Raw genomic sequence first — 22,179 nt, forward strand, 5'->3', positions numbered from 1 at the left:
CGCGATGCCACCCAAAGCCGTCCTCGTGGGCCTGCCCGGCTCCGGCAAGTCCACCATCGGGCGCCGGCTGGCCAAGGCGCTCGGCGTCGGCCTGCTCGACACCGACGCGGCGATCGAGCAGCAGACCGGCCGCAGCATCGCCGACATCTTCGCCGCCGACGGCGAACAGGAGTTCCGCCGCATCGAGGAGGCCGCGGTGCGCGCGGCGCTGGCCGACCACGACGGCGTCGTCTCGCTGGGCGGCGGCGCCGTCACCACGCCGGGCGTCCGCGAGGCCCTCGCCGGCCACACCGTCGTCTACCTGGAGATCGGCGCGCGGGAAGGGGTGCGGCGCACCGGCGGCAACACCGTGCGCCCGCTGCTGGCCGGGCCCGACCGCGCCGAGAAGTTCAAGGCACTGATGGCCGAGCGGGTCCCGCTGTACCGGCGCGTCGCCACCGTCCGGGTGGACACCAACCGCCGCAACCCCGGGGCGGTTGTCCGCCACATCCTTTCGCGCCTGCCGACAGCCCAGACCCAGCCCCAGACCCAGACCGAGGCCACCACATGAACCAACCCGCCCCGCCGGTCACCGTGCACGTGGCCGTCGACGAGCCGTACCCGGTGATCATCGGCGCCGGGCTGCTCGACGAGCTGGACGGCCTGCTGGCCGGGCGGCACCGGGTCGCGGTCCTGCACCAGCCGGTGCTGGCCGACACCGCCGAGGCGATCCGAAGCCGCTTGGCCGACACGGGGATCGACGCGCACCGCATCGAGATCCCGGACGCCGAGGCCGGCAAGGACCTGCCGGTGGTGGGATTCATCTGGGAGGTGTTGGGCCGCATCGGGATTGGCCGCAAGGACGCGTTGGTCAGCCTCGGCGGCGGCGCGGCCACCGACGTCGCCGGCTTCGCGGCGGCCACCTGGCTGCGCGGCGTCGACATCGTGCACGTGCCCACCACGTTGCTCGGCATGGTCGACGCGGCCGTCGGCGGCAAGACCGGCATCAACACCGACGCCGGCAAGAACCTGGTCGGCGCGTTCCACCAGCCGTTGGCCGTCCTCGTCGACCTGGAGACGCTGAAAGCCCTGCCGCACAACGAACTCGTCGCCGGGATGGCCGAGGTGGTCAAGGCGGGCTTCATCGCCGACCCGGTGATTCTGGACCTCATCGAGGCCGACCCGCAGGCCGCGCTGGACCCGGCCGGCGACGTGCTGCCCGAGCTGATCCGGCGCGCGGTCGCCGTCAAGGCCGAGGTCGTCGCCGCCGACGAGAAGGAGTCCGAGCTGCGCGAAATCCTCAACTACGGCCACACTTTGGGCCACGCGATCGAACGCCGCGAGCGCTACCGGTGGCGGCACGGCGCCGCGGTGTCGGTGGGCCTGGTGTTCGCCGCGGAGCTGGCCCGGCTCGCCGGACGGCTCGACGACGACACCGCGGCGCGCCACCGCACCATCCTGACGTCGCTCGGCCTGCCGGTCAGCTACGACGCCGACGCGCTGCCGCAGCTGCTGGAATACATGGCGGGGGACAAGAAGACCCGGGCCGGGGTGCTGCGGTTCGTCGTCCTCGACGGGCTGGCCAAACCGGGCCGGCTGACCGGGCCCGACCCGTCGCTGCTGGCGGCCGCCTACTCCGGACTGGAGGCGCAATGACGACCACCGTCAACATTCTCAACGGCCCCAACCTCGGCCGGCTGGGCCGGCGCGACCCCGACGTGTACGGGGATACCACGCACGAGCAGCTGGCCGCGCTGATCGAGCGCGAGGCCACTGCTCTGGGCCTGAAAGCCGTTGTGCGCCAAAGCGATAACGAGGCGCAGCTGCTGGACTGGATCCACGCCGCCACCGATGCGGGCGAAGCGGTGATCCTCAACGCCGGCGGCCTCACCCACACGTCGGTGGCGTTGCGCGACGCGTGCGCCGACCTGCGCGCGCCGCTGATCGAGGTGCACATCTCCAATGTGTATGCGCGCGAAGAGTTTCGGCGTCACTCCTACATCAGCCCGGTCGCGACCGGAGTGATCGTCGGGCTGGGAATCCAGGGCTACCTGCTCGCCCTGCGCTACCTCGCCTCAGACGAGGGCAAAAGCTAGCGGCCTACCGCTCCCGCTTGGCGTCGGGGTCGGTGCGGATCACCTCGGTCTTGGCGTCGTCCGCCGTCGGGATGGATTCGGTCGGGGCGTCGCGCTCGGCCGTGGCGACCGACCCGGTGTGCTCCTCGGCGGCCGGGCCCGCGGCGGTCTGCGCGGGGATCTCGCCGGTGGGCGTCTCGTCGGCGCGGACGGCCGAGAAGACGTCGGTGTCGGCCCGTTCGTCGTCGGGCGCGCCGTGGGGGCGCGGCGGCGGGTTGCGGTCGATGCGCCAGCGGCCGAAGGCCACGCCGATGATCGCGGGCAGGAAGACGAGCAGGGCGGTGAACGCCGCGAACGTCGTCAACTCGTTGAGGAAGCCCCCCGTGTACAGCCCGGTGTAGACCAGCGCGATGAGCCAGGACACCGCGCCGGACAGGATGCCGGCGAGCAGCCCGGCGAGCAGCCAGGTCATCGCCAGGTCGCCGCGGCGGTCCGGATCGGGGTTGGCCTTCGCGTCGGCACGGCCGTCGAGCACACCCCACACGACGACGCCGATCACGAACAGTAGCAGCAGCACCACGCTGATCAGACCGGCCTGCGTCTGCCACGCGTTGATCAGCGCACCTTGAATCAAACGGACGACCACCATAGCCGCGGCGAACACCAATCCGCGCAGCATCCAGTTCCTCATGAGGGAAAAGCGTAGCGAGTACCGTCAAGGGTCGTGACACATTCCCAGCGGCGAGACAATCTGAAAGCGCGAATCGGGGCCAGCGGGCTGGACGCGATGCTGGTCACGGACCTGGTCAACGTTCGGTATCTGTCCGGATTCTCCGGATCCAACGGCGCGTTGCTGGTGTTCGCCGACGACCGCGAGGCCGTGCTGGCCACCGACGGCCGGTACCGGACCCAGGCCGCCAAGCAGGCGCCGGATCTCGAGGTCGCCATCGAGCGGGCGGTCGGGCGCCACCTGGCGGGCCGGGCCGGCGACGCCGGCGTCGGCAAGCTGGGCTTCGAGAGCAACGTGGTCACCGTCGACGGTTTCGACACGCTGCGGGGCGAGCTGGACGAGCGCAAGGCCACCACCGAGCTGGTGCGGGCCGCGGGGACCGTCGAGGCCCTGCGCGAGGTCAAGGACGCCGGCGAGGTGGCGCTGCTGCGCTTGGCCTGCGAGGCCGCCGACGCCGCGCTGGCCGAGCTGGTGGCGCGCGGCGGGCTGCGACCCGGCCGGACCGAAAAGGAGGTGGGCCGCGAGCTCGAATCGCTGATGCTCGACCACGGCGCCGACACCATCTCGTTCGAGACCATCGTGGCCGCCGGGCCGAATTCGGCCATCCCGCACCACCGCCCGAGCGACGCGGTGCTCGCCGACGGCGACTTCGTCAAGATCGACTTCGGCGCCCTGGTGGCCGGCTACCACTCCGACATGACCCGCACCTTCGTGCTGGGCGAGGCGGCCGACTGGCAGCTGGAGATCTACGCGCTGGTCGCCGACGCGCAGCGGGCCGGGCGGGAGGCGCTGCGGCCGGGCGCCGGGCTGCGCGACGTGGACACCGCCGCGCGGCAGCTGATCGCCGACGCCGGCTACGGCGAGCAGTTCGGCCACGGGCTCGGGCACGGCGTGGGCCTGCAGATCCACGAAGCGCCGGGAATCGGCGCCACATCCGCCGGTACACTGCTTGCGGGCTCCGTGGTGACCGTGGAGCCCGGCGTCTATCTACCCGGCCGCGGTGGTGTCCGCATCGAGGACACCCTGGTGGTGGCCGACAAGACCCCGGAATTGCTGACCCGGTTCCCCAAGGAACTGGCCGTCCTCTAGGAGATACACCGACGTGGCAACGACTGCCGATTTCAAGAACGGGCTGGTGCTGGCGATCGACGGCCAGCTGTGGCAGATCGTCGAGTTCCAGCACGTCAAACCCGGCAAGGGGCCGGCCTTCGTGCGCACCAAGCTCAAGAACGTGCTGTCGGGCAAGGTGGTCGACAAGACCTACAACGCCGGGGTGAAGGTGGACACCGCGACCGTGGACCGGCGCGACACCACCTACCTGTACCGCGACGGCTCGGACTTCGTGTTCATGGACAGCCAGGACTACGAGCAGCACCACCTGCCCGAGTCCCTGGTCGGCGACGCCGCCCGGTTCCTGCTGGAGAGCCTGCCGGTGCAGGTGGCGTTCCACAACGGGGCGCCGCTGTACATCGAGCTGCCGGTGTCCGTCGAGCTGGAGGTCACCCACACCGAGCCCGGGCTGCAGGGCGACCGGTCCAGCGCGGGCACCAAGCCCGCCACCGTGGAGACCGGCGCGGAGATCCAGGTGCCGCTGTTCATCAACACCGGGGACAAGCTGAAGGTGGACACGCGCGACGGCAGCTATTTGGGCCGCGTCAACGCGTGAGCCGGCTCGGCAAGGGTCGTCATCAGGCCCGCAAGCGCGCCGTCGACCTGCTGTTCGAGGCCGAGGCCCGCGGGCTCAGCCCGGCGGAGGTCGTCGAGGCGCGCACCGCGCTGGCCGGCACGAACCCGGAGGTGGCGCCGCCGCCGCCCTACACCGCCGCGGCGGCCCTCGGGGTGGCCGCGCACAGCGCTCATATCGATGACCTGATCGCCTCGCACCTGCAGGGCTGGACGCTGGACCGGCTGCCCGCGGTGGACCGCGCCATCCTGCGGGTGGCGGTGTGGGAGCTGCTCTACGCCGACGACGTCCCCGAGCCGGTCGCCGTCGACGAGGCCGTGCAGCTGGCCAAGGAGCTGTCCACCGACGAGTCGCCCGGGTTCGTCAACGGGGTGCTGGGGCAGGTCATGCTGGTGACGCCCCAGATCCGGGCGGCGGCCCAGGCGGTGCGGGGTCCCCAGGAACCGTGACCCGCCTGGAGCTGCGCGTTGTCATCGCCGCGGTACTGGCGGCGACGGTGGTGCTCGGGGCCGTCGTGTGCGCCGCCTACGGGTGGGCCATCGCCGCGTCGGCGCTGGCGATCTACGCACTGGGCGTCGGGGCCTGGCTGTCCCACTCGGTCGAACGGCTGATCCTGGCCCGCCGCATCAGCACGGTCCGCTCGGCGGCCCGCCCGCTGCAGCCGCTGCTGCCGGTGATGGCGGCGCTGATGGGCCTGACGCAGGCCGTGGTGCGCTCGCTGGGCGACGTCACCGCCCTGCCGGTGCGCGGCCGCGAGCTGCCGATGCTGCGGCGATTGGGGCGCAACGGCGAAGACGAGGGCGCACAATAGCTCCATGAGCCGAGACAGCGCCCGCCCGAAACGACTTCGTGTGTCCGCGCTGGCGGCGGTGGCCAACCCGTCGTACACGCGCGTCGACACGTGGAACCTGCTCGACGACGCGTGCCGTCGCCTGTGCGAGGTCGACCTCGCCGGGCTGGACAAGGCCCACGACATCGCCCGCGTGAAGCGGTTGATGGACCGCATCGGCGCCTACGAGCGCTACTGGCTGTACCCGGGCGCCGGCAATCTGGCGACGTTCCGCGCGCACCTGGAGAGCCTGTCGACGGTGCGGCTGGCCGAGGAGGTCTCGCTGGCCGTGCGGTTGCTCTCCGAATACGGCGACCGCGCCGGGCTTTTCGACACCTCCGCGCCGCTGGCTGAGCAGGAGCTGGTGGCCCAGGCCAAGCAGCAGCAGTTCTACACCGTGCTGCTCGCCGACGACTCCCCGGTGACGGCCCCCGACAGCCTGGCCGAATGCCTTCGGGCGCTGCGCAACCCGTCCGACGAGGTGCAGTATGAGCTGCTGGTGGTGGGCAGCATCGAGGACGCCATCACCGCGGTCGCCCTCAACGGCGAGATCCAGGCGGCGATCATCCGCCACGATCTGCCGCTGCGGTCCCGCGACCGGGTGCCGCTGATGAACACGCTGCTGGGCGCGGCGTGCGACGACGTGGTGGCCACCGACACCCAGGATTGGGTGGAATGCGCCGAATGGATCCGGGAGCTGCGGCCGCACATCGACCTCTACCTGCTCACCGACGAGTCGATCGCCGCGGAGACCGAGGACGAACCCGACGTCTACGACCGCACGTTCTACCGGCTCAACGACGTCACCGACCTGAACAGCACGGTGCTCGCCGGCCTCCGAAACCGTTTCGCCACACCGTTTTTCGACGCGCTGCGCGCCTACGCGGCGGCCCCGGTCGGCCAGTTCCACGCGCTCCCCGTCGCCCGCGGCGCCAGCATCTTCAACTCGAAGTCGTTGCAGGACATGGGCGAGTTCTACGGCCGCAACATCTTCATGGCCGAGACGTCGACCACCTCCGGGGGCCTGGACTCGCTGCTGGACCCGCACGGCAACATCAAGAAGGCGATGGACAAGGCCGCCGTCACCTGGAACGCCAACCACACGTACTTCGTCACCAACGGGACGTCGACGGCCAACAAGATCGTCGTGCAGGCCCTGACCCGCCCGGGCGACATCGTGCTGATCGACCGCAACTGCCACAAGTCGCACCATTACGGTCTGGTGCTGGCCGGGGCGTACCCGCTGTACCTGGACGCCTACCCGCTGCCCGAGTATGCGATCTACGGGGCGGTGTCGCTGCACACCATCAAAAAGGCGCTGCTGGACCTCGAGGCCGCCGGCCAGCTGGACCGGGTGCGCATGCTGCTGCTGACCAACTGCACCTTCGACGGCGTCGTCTACAACCCGCGCCGGGTGATGGAGGAGGTGCTGGCGATCAAGCCGGACATCTGCTTCCTGTGGGACGAGGCGTGGTACGCGTTCGCGACGGCGGTGCCGTGGGCCCGGCAGCGCACGGCGATGGTTTCGGCCGAGCGCCTCGAGCAGATGCTGGCGTCCCCGGAATACGCTGCGGAATACCGGGATTGGGCCGCGGAGATGGAAGGGCTGCAACAAGGGGGGGAGCGGTCCGAGTGGCTCGAGCGCCGGCTGCTGCCCGACCCCGCCCGCGCGCGGGTGCGGGTGTACGCGACGCACTCGACGCACAAGTCGCTGTCGGCGCTGCGGCAGGCGTCGATGGTCCACGTCCGCGACCAGGATTTCAAGGCGCTCACCCGCGACGCGTTCGCCGAGGCGTTCTTGACCCACACCTCCACGTCGCCCAACCAGCAGCTGCTCGCGTCGCTGGACCTGGCGCGCCGCCAGGTCGACATCGAGGGCTTCGAGTTGGTCCGCAACGTGTACAACATGGCGCTGGTGTTCCGGCACCGGGTGCGCCGGGACCGGTTGATCAGCAAGTGGTTCCGCATCCTCGACGAGTCCGACCTGGTGCCCGACGAGTTCCGGGCGTCGTGCGTGAGCTCCTACCGCGAGGTGCGCCAGGGCGCGCTCGCCGAGTGGAACGAGGCGTGGCGGTCCGACCAGTTCGTGCTGGACGCCACGCGGGTCACCCTGTTCGTCGGCGACACCGGCATGAACGGCTACGACTTCCGCGAGAAGATCCTGATGGACCGGTTCGGCATCCAGATCAACAAGACCTCGATCAACAGCGTGCTGCTGATCTTCACCATCGGGGTCACCTGGTCGAGCGTGCACTACCTGCTCGACGTGCTGCGGCGCATCGCCACCGACTTCGAACGCAGCCGCAGCGCCGGCGGCAAGGAGGACCGCGCCCTGCAGCAGCGGCGGGTCGAGGAGATCACCGAGGACCTGCCGCACCTGCCCGACTTCAGCGAGTTCGACGTCGCCTTCCGTCCCGTCGACGCCTGCAAGTTCGGCGACATGCGCTCGGCGTTCTACGCCGGGTACGAGGAGTCCGACCGCGAGCACGTGCTGATCGGCATGGCCGGGCGGCGGCTGGCCGAGGGCAAGACGCTGGTGTCGACCACGTTCGTGGTGCCCTACCCGCCGGGCTTTCCGGTGCTGGTGCCGGGCCAGGTGGTGTCGAAGGAGATCGTGTACTTCCTCGCCCAGCTCGACGTCAAGGAGATCCACGGCTACAACCCCGACCTCGGGCTGTCGGTGTTCACCGAGGCGGCGCTGGCCCGGATGGAGGCTCAGCGCAACGCGGCGGCGGCCGCGGTCGGGTCGGCGTATCCCGCGTTCGAGCTGCCCGCCGACGCGTCGGCGGTCTCGGTGCGCAACGGTGACAGCGCAGTGGCGGCGGTCAGCGAGTCAGAGCGCTGAGCTGGCGCGGCTGCGACGGCGTCCACTCGGCCAGGCTCTGCCGCAGGCCGCGGGCGATCTCGTCGCGCCGAACCGCGCTGCCCGGCGGCCCCTTCACGTGGCAGCCGCAGCTCAGCGTGCCGAACGCGCTCGGGTCGGCGCCGGCCGGCGCCGCTCCCACCACGCCGACGCCGGCCAGCACAGCCGCCGCGCCGACCAGAATGTTGGCGATCATCATGGCCCCTCCGCGTCGATCACCGTCGGCCAGGCGGGCTCGGCGGTGATTCCGACGCACTCGTCGGGCTGGTGCAATCCGCTGATCAACAACGCGCGGCAGTTGTCGGCGCCGTCGCGGTGGCGCGCGTAGAGGAAGTTGCCGGAGACGCGCCGGTCGATGTGCGCCGGCGCCAGATACAGCGCCGCGTTCTGGATCCAGCCCATCGTGGAATCCTCGACGGCGATGGGGATTTCGCCCGGAAGGCCGGCGAGCGCTCGACGCAGTTGCTCGACGTTCATCGGCGCCAGCCTAGGACGAGGCCGCTGAGAGGCCGCTGAGAAGCGCCCGGCAGAATCTAGTGGCGTGCGGGTGCGTCCGTTGTCGCCCTTCAACCTGGGGATCTCCGCTCGCTCGGCCGCGGTATCGGCGGTGGCCGTGCTGATCGCGCTTGCCTTCGCCGGGGCCGTGTTCGACGCGATCCTGTACCGGACGCTGTTGGCGGGTATCGACGACGCCACCGCGGCCAAGGTGCGCATCATCGCCGAGGCGCTGCGGGCGGACCCGCCCGGTGAGCTGGGCGGCCTCGACGACACGCTGCTGACCACCAACCAGCTCGTGGTCGCGATCCAGGTGATCGACCCGGAGGGCCGGGTGGTGCATCGGGCGGGCCTGGCGCCCAGGACGCCGCTGGTGCCCGTCGCCGAGTTCGGCCCCGAACTGCGCCGCGGCATGTCCGACGACGCGGTGGCCGGCGACGACATGCGGATCAGCGGGCAACGGGTGGCGACCGCGGTCGGCGACTACACGGTGATCGTCGGCGGGGGCAGCGAGGCGGCCGAGGCGACGGCGCGGACGGCCGCGCTGCTGTTGGCGTGCGGCGCGCCGATCATCATCGCGGTGGCGGCGGCCGCGAGCTACCGGCTGGTGCGCCGGTCGCTGCAATCGGTGGACGCGATCCGCAGCCGGGTGGCCGAGATCTCGGCGTCGGACCTGGCCGAACGGGTGCCCGTGCCCGACAGCCGCGACGAGATCGCCGCCCTGGCCGTCACCATGAACGACATGCTGTCGCGCATCGAGGCCGGCCACCGCGCGCAACAGCGCTTCGTCGGCGACGCCTCGCACGAGCTGCGCAGCCCGCTGGCCACCATCATCTCCGGGCTGGAGGTCGCCGAGGCGCATCCCGAGTTGCTCGACGCCGAGTTCGCGGTCGGCACGCTGCTGCCCGAGGCGCAGCGCATGCACCTGCTGATCCAGGACCTGCTGCTGCTGGCCCGCGCCGACGAGAAAAGCATGGTGCTGCACCACGACGAGGTGGCCCTCGACGAGCTCGCGCAGGCCGAAGCGGTCCGGGTGCGGCGCGAGGCGACGTGCGCGGTCGACGCCGACATCGGCCCGGCGCGCCTGACCGGTGACCGGGCGGCGTTGTCCCGGATGATCCGCAACCTGGTGGACAACGCTGTGCGCCATGCCAATTCGCGCGTCGCGATCGACGTCGCCGCCCGCGACGGGACCGCGACGGTCGCCATCGGCGACGACGGCCCCGGCATCGCCCCGGCGGACCGGGCGCGGGTGTTCGAGCGCTTCGTGCGGCTGGATTCGGACCGCTCCCGCGGCGGGGGAGGGACGGGCCTGGGCCTGGCGATCGTCGCCGAGGTCGTCGCCGCCCACGGCGGGACGGTCACCATCGACGACCGGCACGGCGGCGGCACGACGGTCACCGTGCGGCTACCTCAACACACCAACCGGTAACCGACGCCCCGGACGGTCTCGATCGTGTTGGTGCCGAAGGGCGCGTCGATCTTGCGGCGCACGTATCCCACGTAGACCTCGACGACGTTGTCGGGGCCCTGGTAATGCGCGTCCCACACGTTGCGCAGGATGTCGGACTTCTTCACCGCCCGGTTCTTGTTGCGCATCAGGAACTCCAGCAGCCCGTACTCGCGGGGCGTCAGCGCGATCGGCGTCGAGCCGCGCTGCACCGTGTGCCGCGCGGGATCCAGCGTCAGCGACCCGGCGCTCAGCACCGCCGGCCGCTCGGGCGCGCCGCGCCGCACCAACGCGCGCAGCCGCGCCACCAGCACCCGGAACGAAAACGGTTTGGTCAGATAGTCATCGGCGCCCAGGTCGAACGCGTCGGTCTGGTCGTACTCGCCGTCCTTGGCGGTCAGCATGAGCACCGGCGTCCACACGTTCTGGGCCCGCATCCGGCGCAGCACCTCATACCCGCTGCGGCCGGGCAGCATGATGTCGAGAATGACGACGTCGAAGCCGTCGGTCAGCGCCTCCTGCAGGCCCTCGTCGCCCGTCTCGACGGCGACCACGACGAAACCCTCGGCCTTCAGCCCCATCGCCAGCGTCGCAGACAGCCGCCGCTCATCCTCGACGAGTAGCACCCGCATGTCGCCACGCTACCGCCCGTTTTCGCTCACCGGGATCGCAAAGGCGGCGCGCGCCCCGGGGTGGCGCAATGGCGCGCGGCCCGCGGGTTTGCGCTGGTCGCCGCCGAATCGCACCCGGCGCAATGCCGTGGCCCGCCCAGGTGGGCCCCGTTCGGCCGCCCGGGACGGGCCGTCCAACGGGGTTAGCGTGACGGCGTGGCGCACCCAGTACCGAGCTTGCATGTCGAAGGACCCCGGGCCGACCGCGCCCGCCGGGTCGCCGATGTGCTGCGCCAGCAGATCCACACCGGCGCCTACCCGGACGGCCTGCCCGGCGAGCACGCGTTGGCGGCCGAATTTTCGGTGTCGCGCAACACCGTTCGCGAGGCGCTCGCCGTCCTCAAGCGCGAGGGGCTGATCGACCGCGGGCCCAGGGTGGGCACCCACGTCGCCCAGCGCAAGTACTCCCATGGGCTGGACGCGCTGCTGGGGCTGAAGGAGACGTTCAAAGACCTCGGCGACGTCCGCAACGAGGTGCGCGCCGCCATGCCGGTGACCGCCCCGCCGTCGGTGGCCCGCCGGCTCGGACTCGAGCCCGGGGAGCGGGCGGTGTTCGTCGAGCGGCTGCGCTACCTGGGTGACCTGCCGCTCAGCCTCGACCTGACCTACCTGGTGTCCGACATCGGGGCGGCGATCCTGGATTATCCGCTGGAGACCGACGACTTGTTCGGGCTCATCGAGCGGGTGAGCGGGCAGCGACTGGGTTCGGCGTCGCTGGCGCTGGAGGCCATCCCCGCCGACGCGCACTCGGCGGCCACGCTGCAGGTGCCCGACGGGGCCGCGCTGCTCATGCTGGAGCGCCTCACCAGCCTCGACGACGGCAGACCCGTTGACTTGGAGTACATCCGGATGCGTGGCGACCGAATCACCATGCGCGGCAGCCTATTGAGGAGCAAGCTATGACGCTGGTCAACAGCCGCGCCGACGTGCCGGTCACGATCGACGAGTCGCTGTGCATCGACGGCTGCACGCTGTGCGTCGAGGTCTGCCCGCTGGACGCGCTGGCCATCGACCCGGAGACCGGCAAGGCCTTCATGCATGTCGACGAATGCTGGTACTGCGGCCCGTGCGCGGCCCGCTGTCCCACCGGCGCCGTCACCGTCAACATGCCGTATCTCTTGCGCTGAAACTCCCGCTGAAAACCCAGGGCCCCCAATGAAAAGCAACGCCCGCCGGCTGCTGTCGGTGCTTACCGCCGTCGTGGCCGTGGCCTCCGGCTGCTCGCTGGAATCGCTGTCGCAGTCCTCCGGCGTGGTCAACGTGGTGGTGGGATACCAGTCCAAGACCATCAACACCGTCACCGCCGGCGCGCTGCTGCGCGCGCAGGGCTACCTGGAGCGCCGGCTGGCCGACATCACCACCCGCACCGGAACCAGATACGCGGTGCGCTGGCAGGACTACGACACCGGCGCCCCGATCACCGCGCAGATGCTCGCCGAGAAGATCGACATCGGCTCGATGGGCGACTACCCGATGCTGATCAACGGCTCCAAGACGCAGGCCAGCGCCCGGGCCCGCACGGAGATGGTGTCGGTCACCGGCTACAACCCCAAGGGCGCGCTGAACATGGTTGTGGTGAAGCCGGATTCGGCGGCGACCGGGCTGGCCGACCTGGCCGGGGCCAAGGTGTCGGCCAGCGTGGGCTCGGCCGGCCACGGCACGCTGGTGCGCGCGCTGGCCAGGGCCCGCGTCACCGGCGTGGAGGTGCTCAACCAGCAGCCACAGATCGGGGCCTCGGCCCTGGAATCCGGCCAGGTGCAGGCGCTTTCGCAGTTCGTGGCCTGGCCCGGGCTGCTGGTCTACCAGAACAAGGCCAAGCTGCTCTATGACGGCGCGGAGCTGAACCTGCCCACCCTGCACGGCGTGGTGGTGCGGCGCTCGTACGCGTCCGCCCACCCCGAGGTGCTGGCCGCGTTCCTGCAGGCGCAGCTGGACGCCACGGATTTCCTCAACGACAAGCCGCTGGAGGCGGCGCGCATCGTGGCCCAGGCGAGCGCGCTGCCGCAGGAAGTGGTGTACCTCTACAACGGTCCCGGCGGCACGTCGTTCGACACCACGCTGAAGCCGTCGCTGTCCGACGCGCTGAAAAGCGATGTGCCGTACCTGAAGTCGATCGGCGACTTCGCCGACCTCGACATCGGCAAGTTCGTGGTGGACGGGCCGTTGCGCGCGGTGTTCGCCGCCCGCGGGCTGGACTACGACGCGGCAAGGGCGCGCACCGCGAACCCGTCGGCGCTGCGCGGTGAGCCCGCCCGCGCCAGCGAACTGTGGCTGGACGGGGCCGACGCGACGCAGACGGTCGCCGACCCCACCGGCCTGCTGCAGGCGATCCGGGACGCCACCGCCCGCGGCGCCAGGGTCCGCGCGGCCTACGTTCCCGACACCGAGCTGGGGACGCGCTGGTTCGCCGACAAGGCGGTCTGGGTGCGCGACGGGCAGGCCTACTACCCGTTCGGCACGACGGCGGGGGCGCGCCGCTACACCGCCGCACATCAGGGCAGCGTCGCCGTGGATTACCAACAAGCACTGGGAGGTTCGGTATGACCGCCGAGTTGAGCGAACGGGTCGCCGGGCCCGTCACGCTGCCCACCGTCGCGACGCCGCGAGCCTCCGCGTCACCATGGCGGTGGCGGCTGCTGCGGCTGGCGTCCGTGGCGGCCGCGATCGGGCTGTGGCAGCTGCTGACCGCCGGCAAGGTGCGGCTGCTGCTGCGGTTCGACACGCTGCCCACCGTCACCGAGATCGTGCACGCGCTGGACCGCCGGCTCGGCGCAGGCGAGTACTGGCTCGACCTGGCGCAGTCGTTGCTGCGGATCCTCACCGGCTTCGGCCTGGCCGCGGTGGTCGGCGTCGCCACCGGCGTGCTGCTGGGCCGCTCGCGGCTGTTCGCCGACACCTTCGGCCCGCTGGCCGAGCTGGCCCGGCCCATCCCGGCCATCGCGATGGTGCCGGTGGCGATCCTGCTGTTCCCCACCGACGAGGCCGGCATCGTGTTCATCACCTTCCTCGCGGCCTTCTTCCCGATCATGGTCAGCACCCGGCACGCGGTGCGGGCGCTGCCCACGCTGTGGGAAGACTCGGTGCGCACCCTGGGCGGCGGCCGGTGGCAGGTGCTCGGCCAGGTGGTGCTGCCGGGCATCCTGCCCGGCGTGTTCGGCGGCCTGTCGGTGGGCATGGGGGTGGCGTGGATCTGCGTCATCTCCGCGGAGATGATCTCGGGCCGGCTCGGCGTCGGCTACCGCACCTGGCAGGACTACACCGTGCTGGCCTACCCGCAGGTGTTCGTGGGGATCATCACGATCGGCGTGCTGGGGTTCGCGACGTCGGCGGCCGTCGAGCTGGTCGGGCGCCGGGTGACCCGGTGGCTGCCGCGGGCAGAGGAGGAGCGGCGATGACGGTCGGGATGAGCCTCGAGCTGGACCGAGTCCGGTTGTCCTACACGGGAAAACCCGTCATCGACGGGCTGAGCCTGACGGTGCGGCCGGGGGAGATCCTGGTGCTCACCGGGCCGTCGGGCTGCGGCAAGTCGACCGTGCTGCGCGCGCTGGCGGGCCTACTGGCCCCCGACGACGGCCGGGTGCTGGCCGACGGCGCCGAGGTCACCAGCACCTCGGGCGACCGCGGCATGGTGTTCCAGGACAACGCGCTGCTGCCGTGGCGCACGGTGCGCTCCAACATCGAGCTGGCGCTTCGGCTGCGCGGCGAGCCGCGGGCCACCCGCCGCGCGGCGGCCGAGCGCTGGATCTCCGAGCTCGGCCTGCGCGGCTTCGGCCACTTCCTGCCCAAGAGCCTGTCCGGCGGGATGCGCCAGCGCGTCCAGCTGGCCCGCGGCCTGGCCGGGGCGCCGCGCGCGGTGATGATGGACGAGCCGTTCGGGGCGCTGGACACCCAGACCCGCGCCGCCATGCAGCGGCTGCTCATCGACACCTGGCGCACCCACCCGACCACGATCGTGTTCGTCACCCACGACGTCAACGAGGCGCTTGCGCTGGGGGACCGGATCGTCGTGCTGGGCCGGGCCGGTGAGCCGCCCCGCGCGTCGATCGACGTGCCGGACCCGCGCAGCGACGTGCCGGCCGAGGAGCTGTTCGCGCAAGTCATTGCCGCGCTTGATCATTCGGTGGCGGCATGATGCAGATCCCCGACGCGGGGGCGCCGCTGCGCCTCGACTGTGACGTGCTGGTGATCGGCGGCGGCACCGCGGGCACCATGGCGGCGCTGTCGGCCGCCGAGAGCGGCGCGCAGGTGCTGCTGCTGGAGAAGGCCCACGTGCGCCACTCCGGCGCGCTGGCGATGGGCATGGACGGGGTCAACAACGCCGTCATCCCCGGCAAGGCCGAGCCCGAGGACTACGTCGCCGAGATCACCCGCGCCAACGACGGAATCGTCAACCAGCGCACCGTCTATCAGACGGCGACGCGCGGCTTCGCGATGGTGCAGCGCCTGGAGCGCTACGGGGTGAAGTTCGAAAAGGACGAGCACGGCGAGTACGCGGTGCGCCGCGTGCACCGCTCGGGGTCCTACGTGCTGCCCATGCCGGAGGGCAAGGACGTCAAGAAGGCGCTGTACCGGGTGCTGCGGCAGCGCGCGATGCGGGAGAAGATCCGCATCGAGAACCGGCTGATGCCGGTGCGGGTGCTGGTTTCCGAGGGCCGGGCCGTCGGGGCGGCCGCGCTGCACACGCGCACCGGCGAGTTCTATGCGATCGGCGCCAAGGCGGTGATCCTGGCCACCGGGGCGTGCGGGCGGCTGGGCCTGCCCGCGTCGGGCTACCTGTACGGCACCTACGAGAACCCGACCAACGCCGGCGACGGGTACGCGATGGCCTACCACGCGGGCGCGGAGCTGTCGGGAATCGAGTGCTTCCAGGTCAACCCGCTGATCAAGGACTACAACGGGCCGGCGTGCGCGTACGTGGCCAACCCGTTCGGCGGTTACCAGGTCAACGCTTTGGGGGAGCGGTTCGTCGACTCCGACTACTGGTCGGGGCAGATGATGGCCGAGGTCAAAAGCGAGATCGACTCCGCCCGCGGGCCCATCTACCTCAAGGTGTCGCACCTGCCCGACGAGACGCTCAGCGCGCTGGAGAACATCCTGCACACCACCGAGCGCCCGACCCGCGGCACCTTCCACGCCAACCGCGGCCACGACTACCGCACCCACGACATCGAGATGCACATCTCCGAGATCGGTTTGTGCAGCGGGCATTCCGCGTCGGGCGTGTGGGTCGACGAGCACGCCCGCACCACGGTGCCCGGGCTTTACGCCGCGGGGGACCTGGCCTGCGTCCCGCACAACTACATGATCGGGGCGTTCGTGTTCGGCGACCTGGCCGGCACGCACGCCGCGTCGACATGCGCGGACGTCGCTGCGCCGCAACAGCTTCCGGATGACCAGCTGCGCGAGGCCCACGAGCTGATCTACCGCCCGCTGCGCCACCCCGACGGCCCGCCGCAGCCGCAGGTCGAATACAAGCTGCGGCGCTTCGTCAACGACTATGTGGCGCCGCCGAAGACCGCGGCCAAGCTGTCCATCGCGGTGCGCACCTTCGACCGGATGCGCGCGGAGATCGCCGAGATGGGCGCCCACAACCCGCACGAGCTGATGCGCGCCGTGGAGGTGTCGTTCATCCGGGACTGCGCCGAGATGGCCGCCCGCTCGTCGCTCACCCGCACCGAATCGCGGTGGGGCCTCTACCACGACCGCGCCGACCTGCCCGGCCGCGACGACGGCCAGTGGGGCTATCACCTCAACCTGCGCAAAGGAACCGGCGGCCGGATGGCCTTCCTCAAGCGGCCCGTCGCGCCGTATTTCGTGCCCGTCCCGGAGCTCGACGGCCTGCCGCCAGCCGACCAGACCGTGCACGAGGTGGAGCAGCCGCCGCTGATCGGCGGCCAGGCCCCGGCCGCCGCCCGGTCCCGGATCGCCTCGCCCGCACCGGCGTTCGAGCCGCCCTCGCCGCGCATCGCCGAGGTCCTGGCACTGGAGGAGCCGACGATCGCCGACCTGGCGCCCTATCTGGCCGACGCGGATCCCGGGGTGCGCCGCACCGCGGTGGCCGCCCTGACCGAGCACATCCCCGACGGCTACGCGCCCGCCCTGTTCGCGGCGCTGGACGACGCCGACGCCGCGGTGCGCCGCACCGGCGCCGAGGGCATCCGCGAGCTGGTCGAGGTGCTGCCCGACCCCGGCGGCGCCGAGCCGTACCTTCGCTCGGCCGACACCGTGGTGCGCGCGGCCGCCGTGTACCTGCTGGCCGCCCGCCGCGCGGGCGACGCCGGGCAATACCGGCGCGCGCTGGACGATCCCGACCACCGGGTGCGGATCGAGGCGGTGCGCGCGCTGGTGTCGGTCGACGACGTGGCCGGCGTGGTGGCCGCCACCGGCGACGAGAGCCGGGAGGTGCGGATCGCGGCGGCCGCCGGCCTGGCGAGGCTGGGGGACGGCGCGCACGCGGTGAGCGCGCTCATCGCCGACCCCGACCCGCTGGTGCGGGCGGCGGCGCTGGCCGCGCTGGGCCAATTGGGTTGCGGCCCGGACGATTTCTCCGCCGTCGAGAGCGCGTTGCGCGCGCCGGCGTGGCAGGTCCGCGAGGGGGCAGCCCGGGCGCTGTCCGGCGCGGCCGCGGAGCTCGCGATCCCCCGGCTGGTCGAGGTGCTGGGCGACGCGCACCTCGACGTGCGCAAGGCGGCCGTGCTCAGCCTGACCCGGTGGGCCGGCGAGCCCGCCGCCCGCGACGCGCTGGGCATCGCGCTCAAGGACGGCGACGCCGACGTGCGGGCCTACGCGCGCCGCGCCCTGGGCGTCACTTGAGCATGCTGCCCGCGTCCACGGTGACCGGAAGCCCGGTGATGTAACGGGATTCGTCCGAGGCGAGGAACAGCACCGCGTTGCTGATGTCCACCGGCTCGACCCACCCGATCGGCAGCACGTGCATGAACTGCGCGGCGACCTTCAGGTCGTCGGGGCCCGGGTTTTCCAGGTCGGGGCGGAACAGCCTCATCGTTCCCTCGTTCATGAACATCGGCGTGTTCACGTTGGTGGGGTGCACGGAGTTGACCCGGATGAAGTGCTTGCCGAGTTCGACCGCGAAGGTGCGCATCAGGCCCACCACCCCGTGCTTGGCGGCGATGTAGTGGCCGGTGTGCGGGTAGGCCTTGAGCCCGCCGACCGAGCTCGTCAGGATGATCGATCCGCCCTGGCCCTGGGAAATCAGGTGCGGGACACCGGCTTTGACGGTCTTCCACACGCCCTCGAGGTTGACGTCGATCATGTCTCGCCAGTCTTCCTCGCTGGTCTTGTCGAGGGTCTGGCCGCCGTTGCCGATTCCGGCGTTGGCGCAGATGATGTCCAGGCGGCCCAGCTGCTCCACACCGGCGTCCACCGCCGCTTTCAGCGCGCCGTAGTCGCGCACGTCGACCTCGGTGGCGACGATGCGACGGTCGAGGCCCTTGATGAGGTCGACGGTTTCGGCGAGGTCGTCCGGCGTCGCCGGCGGGATCACCGTGTTGCTGCTGACCGGCTTGCAGATGTCGACCGCGATGATGTCGGCGCCCTCCTGCGCCAGGCGCACCGCGTGGCTGCGTCCCTGGCCGCGGGCCGCCCCCGTGATCAGCGCGACCTTGCCGTCGACTCGTCCACCCATGACTTCACCTCGTTTGTTTGTCGCTCGATCAGGAAGCGTTACACCTTTCGCCCGTGGTGTCAACCGCGTGGGGCGGGGGCCCCGAGCAGGCCCAGCAGCCGTTCGGCGAAGGCGCGCAGTTCGTCGTGCCCCTGGGTGACGCCGACGGCGCTCTCGTTGCACAGGCTGCGCGCGGTCTGCGCGATCAGCATCGAGATCGCCACCGGCGGATACTCCTCGAGGTCGACGCCGTGGGCCCGCAGCACCATCGTGGCCGCCGCGGTCTCGATGTCGCGGACACGTTCGGCGTAGGCCTTCAGCTCGGCGCCGATCGCCTTGCGGTGGTTAGCCAGGGCCATGAACTCCGCGTTCAGGGTGGTCAGCGCTGGATCGCTGTTCATCAGCCACAGCGCCCGCAGCGGCTCGTCGTCGGCCAGCAACGCGCGCATCCGCGCCAGCGCGACGTCGGCGCCCGCGCGCAGCACGGCCACGAACAGGTCGTCCATCGTCGGAAAGTAGTAGTACACCAGGGCCTGCTTGACCCCGGCCCGGGCGGCCACGCGCCGGGAGGTGGCCGCGGCGTAGCCCTCCTCCCGCATGATCCGGGCGGTGGCCTCGATCAGCTTGCCGCGCGCCCCCTCATTGCTTGACCGGTTCGCCCGCTCCGTGGTACGCATACCGCATCCTAGCAATTTGATCGATCGATCAGTACCCGAAGGGAGCTGTGCTCGTGAGCGGTGTCGCCGACGTCGACTACTTCACCGACGCCGAGACGGCGCAGGATCCCTACGGGTACTGGGATTACCTGCGCGGCCGGGGGCCTGTATTCCGCGAACCGCACCACGGGGTGGTGGCCGTGACCGGCTACCAGGAGGTGCTCGCCGCGTTCAAGGACGTCGACTCGTTCTCCGCGGTCAACGCGATCGGCGGCCCGTTCCCGCCGCTGCCGTTCACCCCCGAGGGTGACGACATCAGCGACCAGATCGAGGCGCATCGCCACGAGTTCCCGATCTTCGAGCACATGGTGGTCATGGACCCGCCGGAACACGACAAGGCGCGTTCGCTGCTGGGCCGGCTGCTGACGCCGCGCCGGCTGCAGGAAAACAAGGACTACATCTGGCAATTGGCGGACCGCCAGCTCGACGAGTTCCTCGCTCACGGCCGTTGCGAGTTCCTCGGCGAGTACGCCAAGCCGTTCGCCACCCTGGCGATCGCCGACCTCCTCGGGGTGCCCGAGGAGGACCGCCCGCAGATCCGCCGCAACCTCGGAGCCGGCAGCGCGCCGGGCGCGCGGGTCGGCGCCCTGGACCACGAGCCCGTCGGCAGCAACCCGCTGCAGTACCTCGACGACCTGTTCAGCGGCTACATCGCCGAGCGCCGCGAACGCCCGCGCGAGGACGTGCTCACCGGGCTGGCGACCGCCACCTACCCCGACGGGTCGACGCCGCCGCTGCTGGAGGTGGTCCGGCCGGCCACCTTCCTGTTCGCGGCCGGACAGGAGACCGTGACCAAGCTGCTGAGCACGGCGGTGCAGGTGCTCGGCGACCAGCCGGAACTGCAGGCGAGGCTGCGCGCGGACCGGGACCTGGTCGGCGCGTTCGTCGAGGAGTCGCTGCGGATGCAGAGCCCGACCAAGGTCGACTTCCGGCTGGCGCGCAAGACCACCACGCTGGGCGGGATGCGCATCCCCGCGGGCACGGTGCTGATGCTGTGCCTGGGCGCGGCCAACCGCGATCCGCGAAAGTTCGAGAACCCCAACGAGTTCCGGGTCGACCGCAAAAACGTGCGCGAGCACATCGCCTTCGGCCGCGGCATCCACACCTGCGCGGGCGCCCCGCTGGCGCGGGTGGAAGGACACATCACCGTCAACCGGTTGCTCGACCGCACCCGTGACGTCGCGATCAGCGAGACCGAGCACGGCGCGGCTACCGACCGCCGATACCGCTACGAGCCCACGTTCTTGTTGCGCGGGCTCACCGAGCTGCACATCGAGTTCACCCCGGTGGACTGAGCTTTACCGCAGGATCCTGGCGTACAGCAGGCTGTCCTGGGGTTCGGGCCCCATGGTGGGATAGACGGCGTGGCGGGCCAGCCGGCCCTCCAGCACGAAGCCGGCGTGCTCGAGCAGCCGCGCCGAGCGCTCGTTGTCGGGGCTGCACGTCGCCCAGACCCGATAGACCGTCGGGTCGGCGTCCAGCGCGGTCAGCAGCAGCTCGAGCACCTCGGACATGTACCCCTTGCCCCACCACCGCCGGCCCAGGCAGTAGCCGATCTCGACCGAGTGCGGGACGGGGCGCCGGCAGCTGGTCAGGCCGATGACGTCGCCGCGGTGCTTGAGCGCGATCGCCCAGGTCCGCTCCTCGTCGCTGGCGTTGAGCTTTTCGGTGATCACCCGGCGCGTCGCCGCCACGTTGGGGTGCGGCGCCCACAGCAGGTACTTGGTGACCGCGGGATCGCGGGCGACCCGCTGGAACAGCGCGCCCGCGTCGTCGAGCACCGGCGGGCGCAGCAGCAGCCGCGGCCCGGCGATGCGGTCAGGCGGGTAGTCGACCACGGGAGTCAGAGGCCGAGCGCTTGATAGGTCCGCCGGACGAATTTCGGTTGCGTGGATTGGAGTTTCGCCAGCGTGGTGTTACCCGCGACGGCCGCGGCCACGTCCACGGACATGTCGGGCAGATTCTGGACCAGATACATCAGCACCAGGTCGGCGGTCGGGTCGGCCTGCCACCACGTGCCGTACGCGCCGGGCCAGCTGAACGTTCCGAGGCCGCCCGGCCCGAACAGCGGCGCGCTACTGGCCGGATCGGTCACGACCGACAGGTTCAGCCCGAAGCCGCGGCCGACCCAATACGGCGCCCCCAGGAAGTTGTGGCGCTTTTGATCGTCGGTGAGCCGGTCGGTGCGCATGAGGCGCGCCGACTCGGGGGAGAGCACCCGCGCGCCGTCGATCGTCCCGTCGCCGAGCAACATCCGGATGAACCGCAGATAGTCGTCGGCCGTCGACCACAGCCCGCCGCCGGCATTGCAGAAGGACGGGAGTTTGATGTGCGGCGGCCCCATCGCGTCGTGGTGCAGCTGGCCCTGCCCGTCGAGCCGGTACATGGTCGCCGCGCGGCGGCGCCCTTCGGGGGACACGAAGAACCCGGTGTCGGGCATTCCCACCGGACCCAGGACCCGTTCGTCGAGCACCCGGTGGAACGGCTTGTCGTCGACGCGAGAAGCGATGACGCCCAGTAGGTCTATGGAGTGGCTGTAGGTCAACCGGTCACCGGGCTGGTGCACCAGCGGCAGCCTGGCCAGCTCGGCCAGCCAGGCGTCGGGGCCCTGGTTGAACGGCAGCCGCACGTAGGCCTTGGCGATCGGCCCGGACACCGAGAAGCCGTAGGCCAGGCCGCTGGTGTGGGTGAGCAGGTCCTCGATCAGGATGGCGCGGCGCAGCGGGTGCGTGCGCTCCAGCGGGCCGTGCGGGTCGTCGAGCACCCGCACGCCGGCCAGCTCGGGCGCCCACCGCACGACCGGGTCCTTCAGCGTCAGCTTGCCCTCGTCGACCAGGCTCATCACCGCCGCGACCGTGACCGGCTTGGTCATCGACGCGATGCGAAACAGCGTGTCGCGCTGCATCGGCAGGCCCGCGTCGATGTCGCGGTAGCCGATCTCGTTGACCTGCAGCAGGTTTCCGCTTTGCCAGACCATCGTCACCGCGCCGGCCAGCAGGCCGGCCTCGCACGCTTCGCGGATGGCGGCCTGATTGACGTCCAGATTCACGCTGTTCAGGGTAG

Annotated in this window: 24 protein-coding genes; 16 read left to right on the top strand and 8 right to left on the bottom strand. The window is 71.2% G+C overall.

The window, feature by feature from the left end:
• Window positions 1–4: 4 nt before the first annotated feature.
• Genes AC5Y4Z_RS01100 through aroQ form a run of 3 tightly spaced genes read left to right on the top strand, consistent with a single transcriptional unit; the run spans window position 5 to window position 2,075 of the window.
• A complete protein-coding gene (locus AC5Y4Z_RS01100; protein ID WP_499960383.1) occupies window positions 5–550 on the top strand; it encodes a shikimate kinase in 546 nt (181 codons plus the stop codon).
• A complete protein-coding gene (gene aroB, locus AC5Y4Z_RS01105) occupies window positions 547–1,635 on the top strand; it encodes a 3-dehydroquinate synthase (RefSeq protein WP_499960384.1) in 1,089 nt (362 codons plus the stop codon). Before AC5Y4Z_RS01100 ends, aroB begins: the two co-directional genes overlap by 4 nt.
• Window positions 1,632–2,075: a type II 3-dehydroquinate dehydratase gene (gene aroQ / locus AC5Y4Z_RS01110; protein ID WP_499960385.1), complete on the top strand. Its 444-nt coding sequence runs from the start codon at window positions 1,632–1,634 to the stop codon at window positions 2,073–2,075. Before aroB ends, aroQ begins: the two co-directional genes overlap by 4 nt.
• A 4-nt stretch (window positions 2,076–2,079) precedes the next feature.
• On the opposite strand, the gene AC5Y4Z_RS01115 is transcribed toward aroQ, so the two are convergent.
• Complete coding sequence (locus AC5Y4Z_RS01115; protein WP_499960386.1) at window positions 2,080–2,745, bottom strand: B-4DMT family transporter; 666 nt, start codon at window positions 2,743–2,745, stop codon at window positions 2,080–2,082.
• 33 nt (window positions 2,746–2,778) lie between these two features.
• On the opposite strand from AC5Y4Z_RS01115, the gene AC5Y4Z_RS01120 reads away from it, so the two are divergent.
• From AC5Y4Z_RS01120 to AC5Y4Z_RS01140, 5 genes are read left to right on the top strand one after another with little or no spacing between them, the layout of a single operon-like run.
• Entirely contained in the window at window positions 2,779–3,873 is a 1,095-nt protein-coding gene (locus tag AC5Y4Z_RS01120) for a M24 family metallopeptidase (protein WP_499960387.1), read from the top strand.
• 13 nt (window positions 3,874–3,886) lie between these two features.
• Window positions 3,887–4,450, top strand: a complete 564-nt coding sequence (gene efp, locus AC5Y4Z_RS01125; RefSeq protein ID WP_499960388.1) for an elongation factor P — start codon at window positions 3,887–3,889, stop codon at window positions 4,448–4,450.
• On the top strand, window positions 4,447–4,917 hold the full coding sequence (gene nusB / locus AC5Y4Z_RS01130; RefSeq protein ID WP_499960389.1) for a transcription antitermination factor NusB: 471 nt from the start codon (window positions 4,447–4,449) through the stop codon (window positions 4,915–4,917). The genes efp and nusB overlap by 4 nt, the downstream gene beginning before the upstream one ends.
• On the top strand, window positions 4,914–5,279 hold the full coding sequence (locus AC5Y4Z_RS01135) for an antitermination protein NusB (protein ID WP_499960390.1): 366 nt from the start codon (window positions 4,914–4,916) through the stop codon (window positions 5,277–5,279). Before nusB ends, AC5Y4Z_RS01135 begins: the two co-directional genes overlap by 4 nt.
• A 4-nt stretch (window positions 5,280–5,283) precedes the next feature.
• Window positions 5,284–8,142 (top strand): aminotransferase class I/II-fold pyridoxal phosphate-dependent enzyme, encoded by a 2,859-nt coding sequence (locus AC5Y4Z_RS01140; protein WP_499960391.1) that lies wholly within the window; start codon window positions 5,284–5,286, stop codon window positions 8,140–8,142.
• Here AC5Y4Z_RS01140 and AC5Y4Z_RS01145 read toward each other — a convergent pair.
• Window positions 8,123–8,356 carry a hypothetical protein gene (locus tag AC5Y4Z_RS01145; RefSeq protein ID WP_499960392.1) on the bottom strand — a complete coding sequence of 78 codons (234 nt, stop codon included), beginning with the start codon at window positions 8,354–8,356 and terminating at the stop codon, window positions 8,123–8,125. The two genes, AC5Y4Z_RS01140 and AC5Y4Z_RS01145, sit on opposite strands and share 20 nt — an antisense overlap.
• Window positions 8,356–8,637, bottom strand: a complete 282-nt coding sequence (locus tag AC5Y4Z_RS01150; RefSeq protein WP_499960393.1) for a hypothetical protein — start codon at window positions 8,635–8,637, stop codon at window positions 8,356–8,358. Before AC5Y4Z_RS01150 ends, AC5Y4Z_RS01145 begins: the two co-directional genes overlap by 1 nt.
• Before the next feature lie 64 nt (window positions 8,638–8,701).
• Here AC5Y4Z_RS01150 and AC5Y4Z_RS01155 point away from each other — a divergent pair, with 64 nt between their 5' ends.
• Window positions 8,702–10,087 carry a sensor histidine kinase gene (locus tag AC5Y4Z_RS01155; protein ID WP_499960394.1) on the top strand — a complete coding sequence of 462 codons (1,386 nt, stop codon included), beginning with the start codon at window positions 8,702–8,704 and terminating at the stop codon, window positions 10,085–10,087.
• Here the strand turns inward: AC5Y4Z_RS01155 and AC5Y4Z_RS01160 are convergent.
• The gene (locus tag AC5Y4Z_RS01160; protein ID WP_499960395.1) at window positions 10,069–10,737 is read right to left on the bottom strand and encodes a response regulator transcription factor; all 669 of its coding nucleotides are present in this window, start codon (window positions 10,735–10,737) and stop codon (window positions 10,069–10,071) included. The genes AC5Y4Z_RS01155 and AC5Y4Z_RS01160 overlap by 19 nt on opposite strands.
• A gap of 195 nt (window positions 10,738–10,932) precedes the next feature.
• Between AC5Y4Z_RS01160 and AC5Y4Z_RS01165 the strand changes: the two genes are divergently transcribed.
• The 6 genes from AC5Y4Z_RS01165 to AC5Y4Z_RS01190 are packed head-to-tail and all read left to right on the top strand — an operon-like array spanning window position 10,933 to window position 17,589.
• The gene (locus AC5Y4Z_RS01165; RefSeq protein WP_499960396.1) at window positions 10,933–11,679 is read left to right on the top strand and encodes a GntR family transcriptional regulator; all 747 of its coding nucleotides are present in this window, start codon (window positions 10,933–10,935) and stop codon (window positions 11,677–11,679) included.
• Window positions 11,676–11,903: a 4Fe-4S dicluster domain-containing protein gene (locus AC5Y4Z_RS01170; protein WP_499960397.1), complete on the top strand. Its 228-nt coding sequence runs from the start codon at window positions 11,676–11,678 to the stop codon at window positions 11,901–11,903. Before AC5Y4Z_RS01165 ends, AC5Y4Z_RS01170 begins: the two co-directional genes overlap by 4 nt.
• A gap of 28 nt (window positions 11,904–11,931) precedes the next feature.
• Window positions 11,932–13,320 (top strand): ABC transporter substrate-binding protein, encoded by a 1,389-nt coding sequence (locus tag AC5Y4Z_RS01175; protein ID WP_499960398.1) that lies wholly within the window; start codon window positions 11,932–11,934, stop codon window positions 13,318–13,320.
• Window positions 13,317–14,171, top strand: a complete 855-nt coding sequence (locus AC5Y4Z_RS01180; RefSeq protein ID WP_499960399.1) for an ABC transporter permease — start codon at window positions 13,317–13,319, stop codon at window positions 14,169–14,171. The genes AC5Y4Z_RS01175 and AC5Y4Z_RS01180 overlap by 4 nt, the downstream gene beginning before the upstream one ends.
• Window positions 14,168–14,908, top strand: coding sequence for an ABC transporter ATP-binding protein (locus tag AC5Y4Z_RS01185; protein ID WP_499960400.1), 741 nt, complete (start codon window positions 14,168–14,170; stop codon window positions 14,906–14,908). The genes AC5Y4Z_RS01180 and AC5Y4Z_RS01185 overlap by 4 nt, the downstream gene beginning before the upstream one ends.
• Complete coding sequence (locus AC5Y4Z_RS01190) at window positions 14,905–17,589, top strand: fumarate reductase/succinate dehydrogenase flavoprotein subunit (protein ID WP_499960401.1); 2,685 nt, start codon at window positions 14,905–14,907, stop codon at window positions 17,587–17,589. The genes AC5Y4Z_RS01185 and AC5Y4Z_RS01190 overlap by 4 nt, the downstream gene beginning before the upstream one ends.
• Here the strand turns inward: AC5Y4Z_RS01190 and AC5Y4Z_RS01195 are convergent.
• Window positions 17,582–18,421: a mycofactocin-coupled SDR family oxidoreductase gene (locus AC5Y4Z_RS01195; RefSeq protein WP_499960402.1), complete on the bottom strand. Its 840-nt coding sequence runs from the start codon at window positions 18,419–18,421 to the stop codon at window positions 17,582–17,584. The genes AC5Y4Z_RS01190 and AC5Y4Z_RS01195 overlap by 8 nt on opposite strands.
• Before the next feature lie 59 nt (window positions 18,422–18,480).
• Complete coding sequence (locus tag AC5Y4Z_RS01200) at window positions 18,481–19,077, bottom strand: TetR/AcrR family transcriptional regulator (RefSeq protein WP_499960403.1); 597 nt, start codon at window positions 19,075–19,077, stop codon at window positions 18,481–18,483.
• 53 nt (window positions 19,078–19,130) lie between these two features.
• On the opposite strand from AC5Y4Z_RS01200, the gene AC5Y4Z_RS01205 reads away from it, so the two are divergent.
• Window positions 19,131–20,411, top strand: a complete 1,281-nt coding sequence (locus AC5Y4Z_RS01205; RefSeq protein ID WP_499960404.1) for a cytochrome P450 — start codon at window positions 19,131–19,133, stop codon at window positions 20,409–20,411.
• Window positions 20,412–20,414: 3 nt separating this feature from the next.
• On the opposite strand, the gene AC5Y4Z_RS01210 is transcribed toward AC5Y4Z_RS01205, so the two are convergent.
• Together AC5Y4Z_RS01210 and AC5Y4Z_RS01215 are read right to left on the bottom strand one after the other, a co-directional pair.
• Window positions 20,415–20,954: a GNAT family N-acetyltransferase gene (locus tag AC5Y4Z_RS01210; RefSeq protein ID WP_499960405.1), complete on the bottom strand. Its 540-nt coding sequence runs from the start codon at window positions 20,952–20,954 to the stop codon at window positions 20,415–20,417.
• 5 nt (window positions 20,955–20,959) lie between these two features.
• Window positions 20,960–22,165, bottom strand: coding sequence for a serine hydrolase domain-containing protein (locus AC5Y4Z_RS01215; RefSeq protein WP_499960406.1), 1,206 nt, complete (start codon window positions 22,163–22,165; stop codon window positions 20,960–20,962).
• Window positions 22,166–22,179 lie beyond the last annotated feature (14 nt).

This window comes from Mycobacterium sp. NGS63 (genome assembly GCF_059812295.1).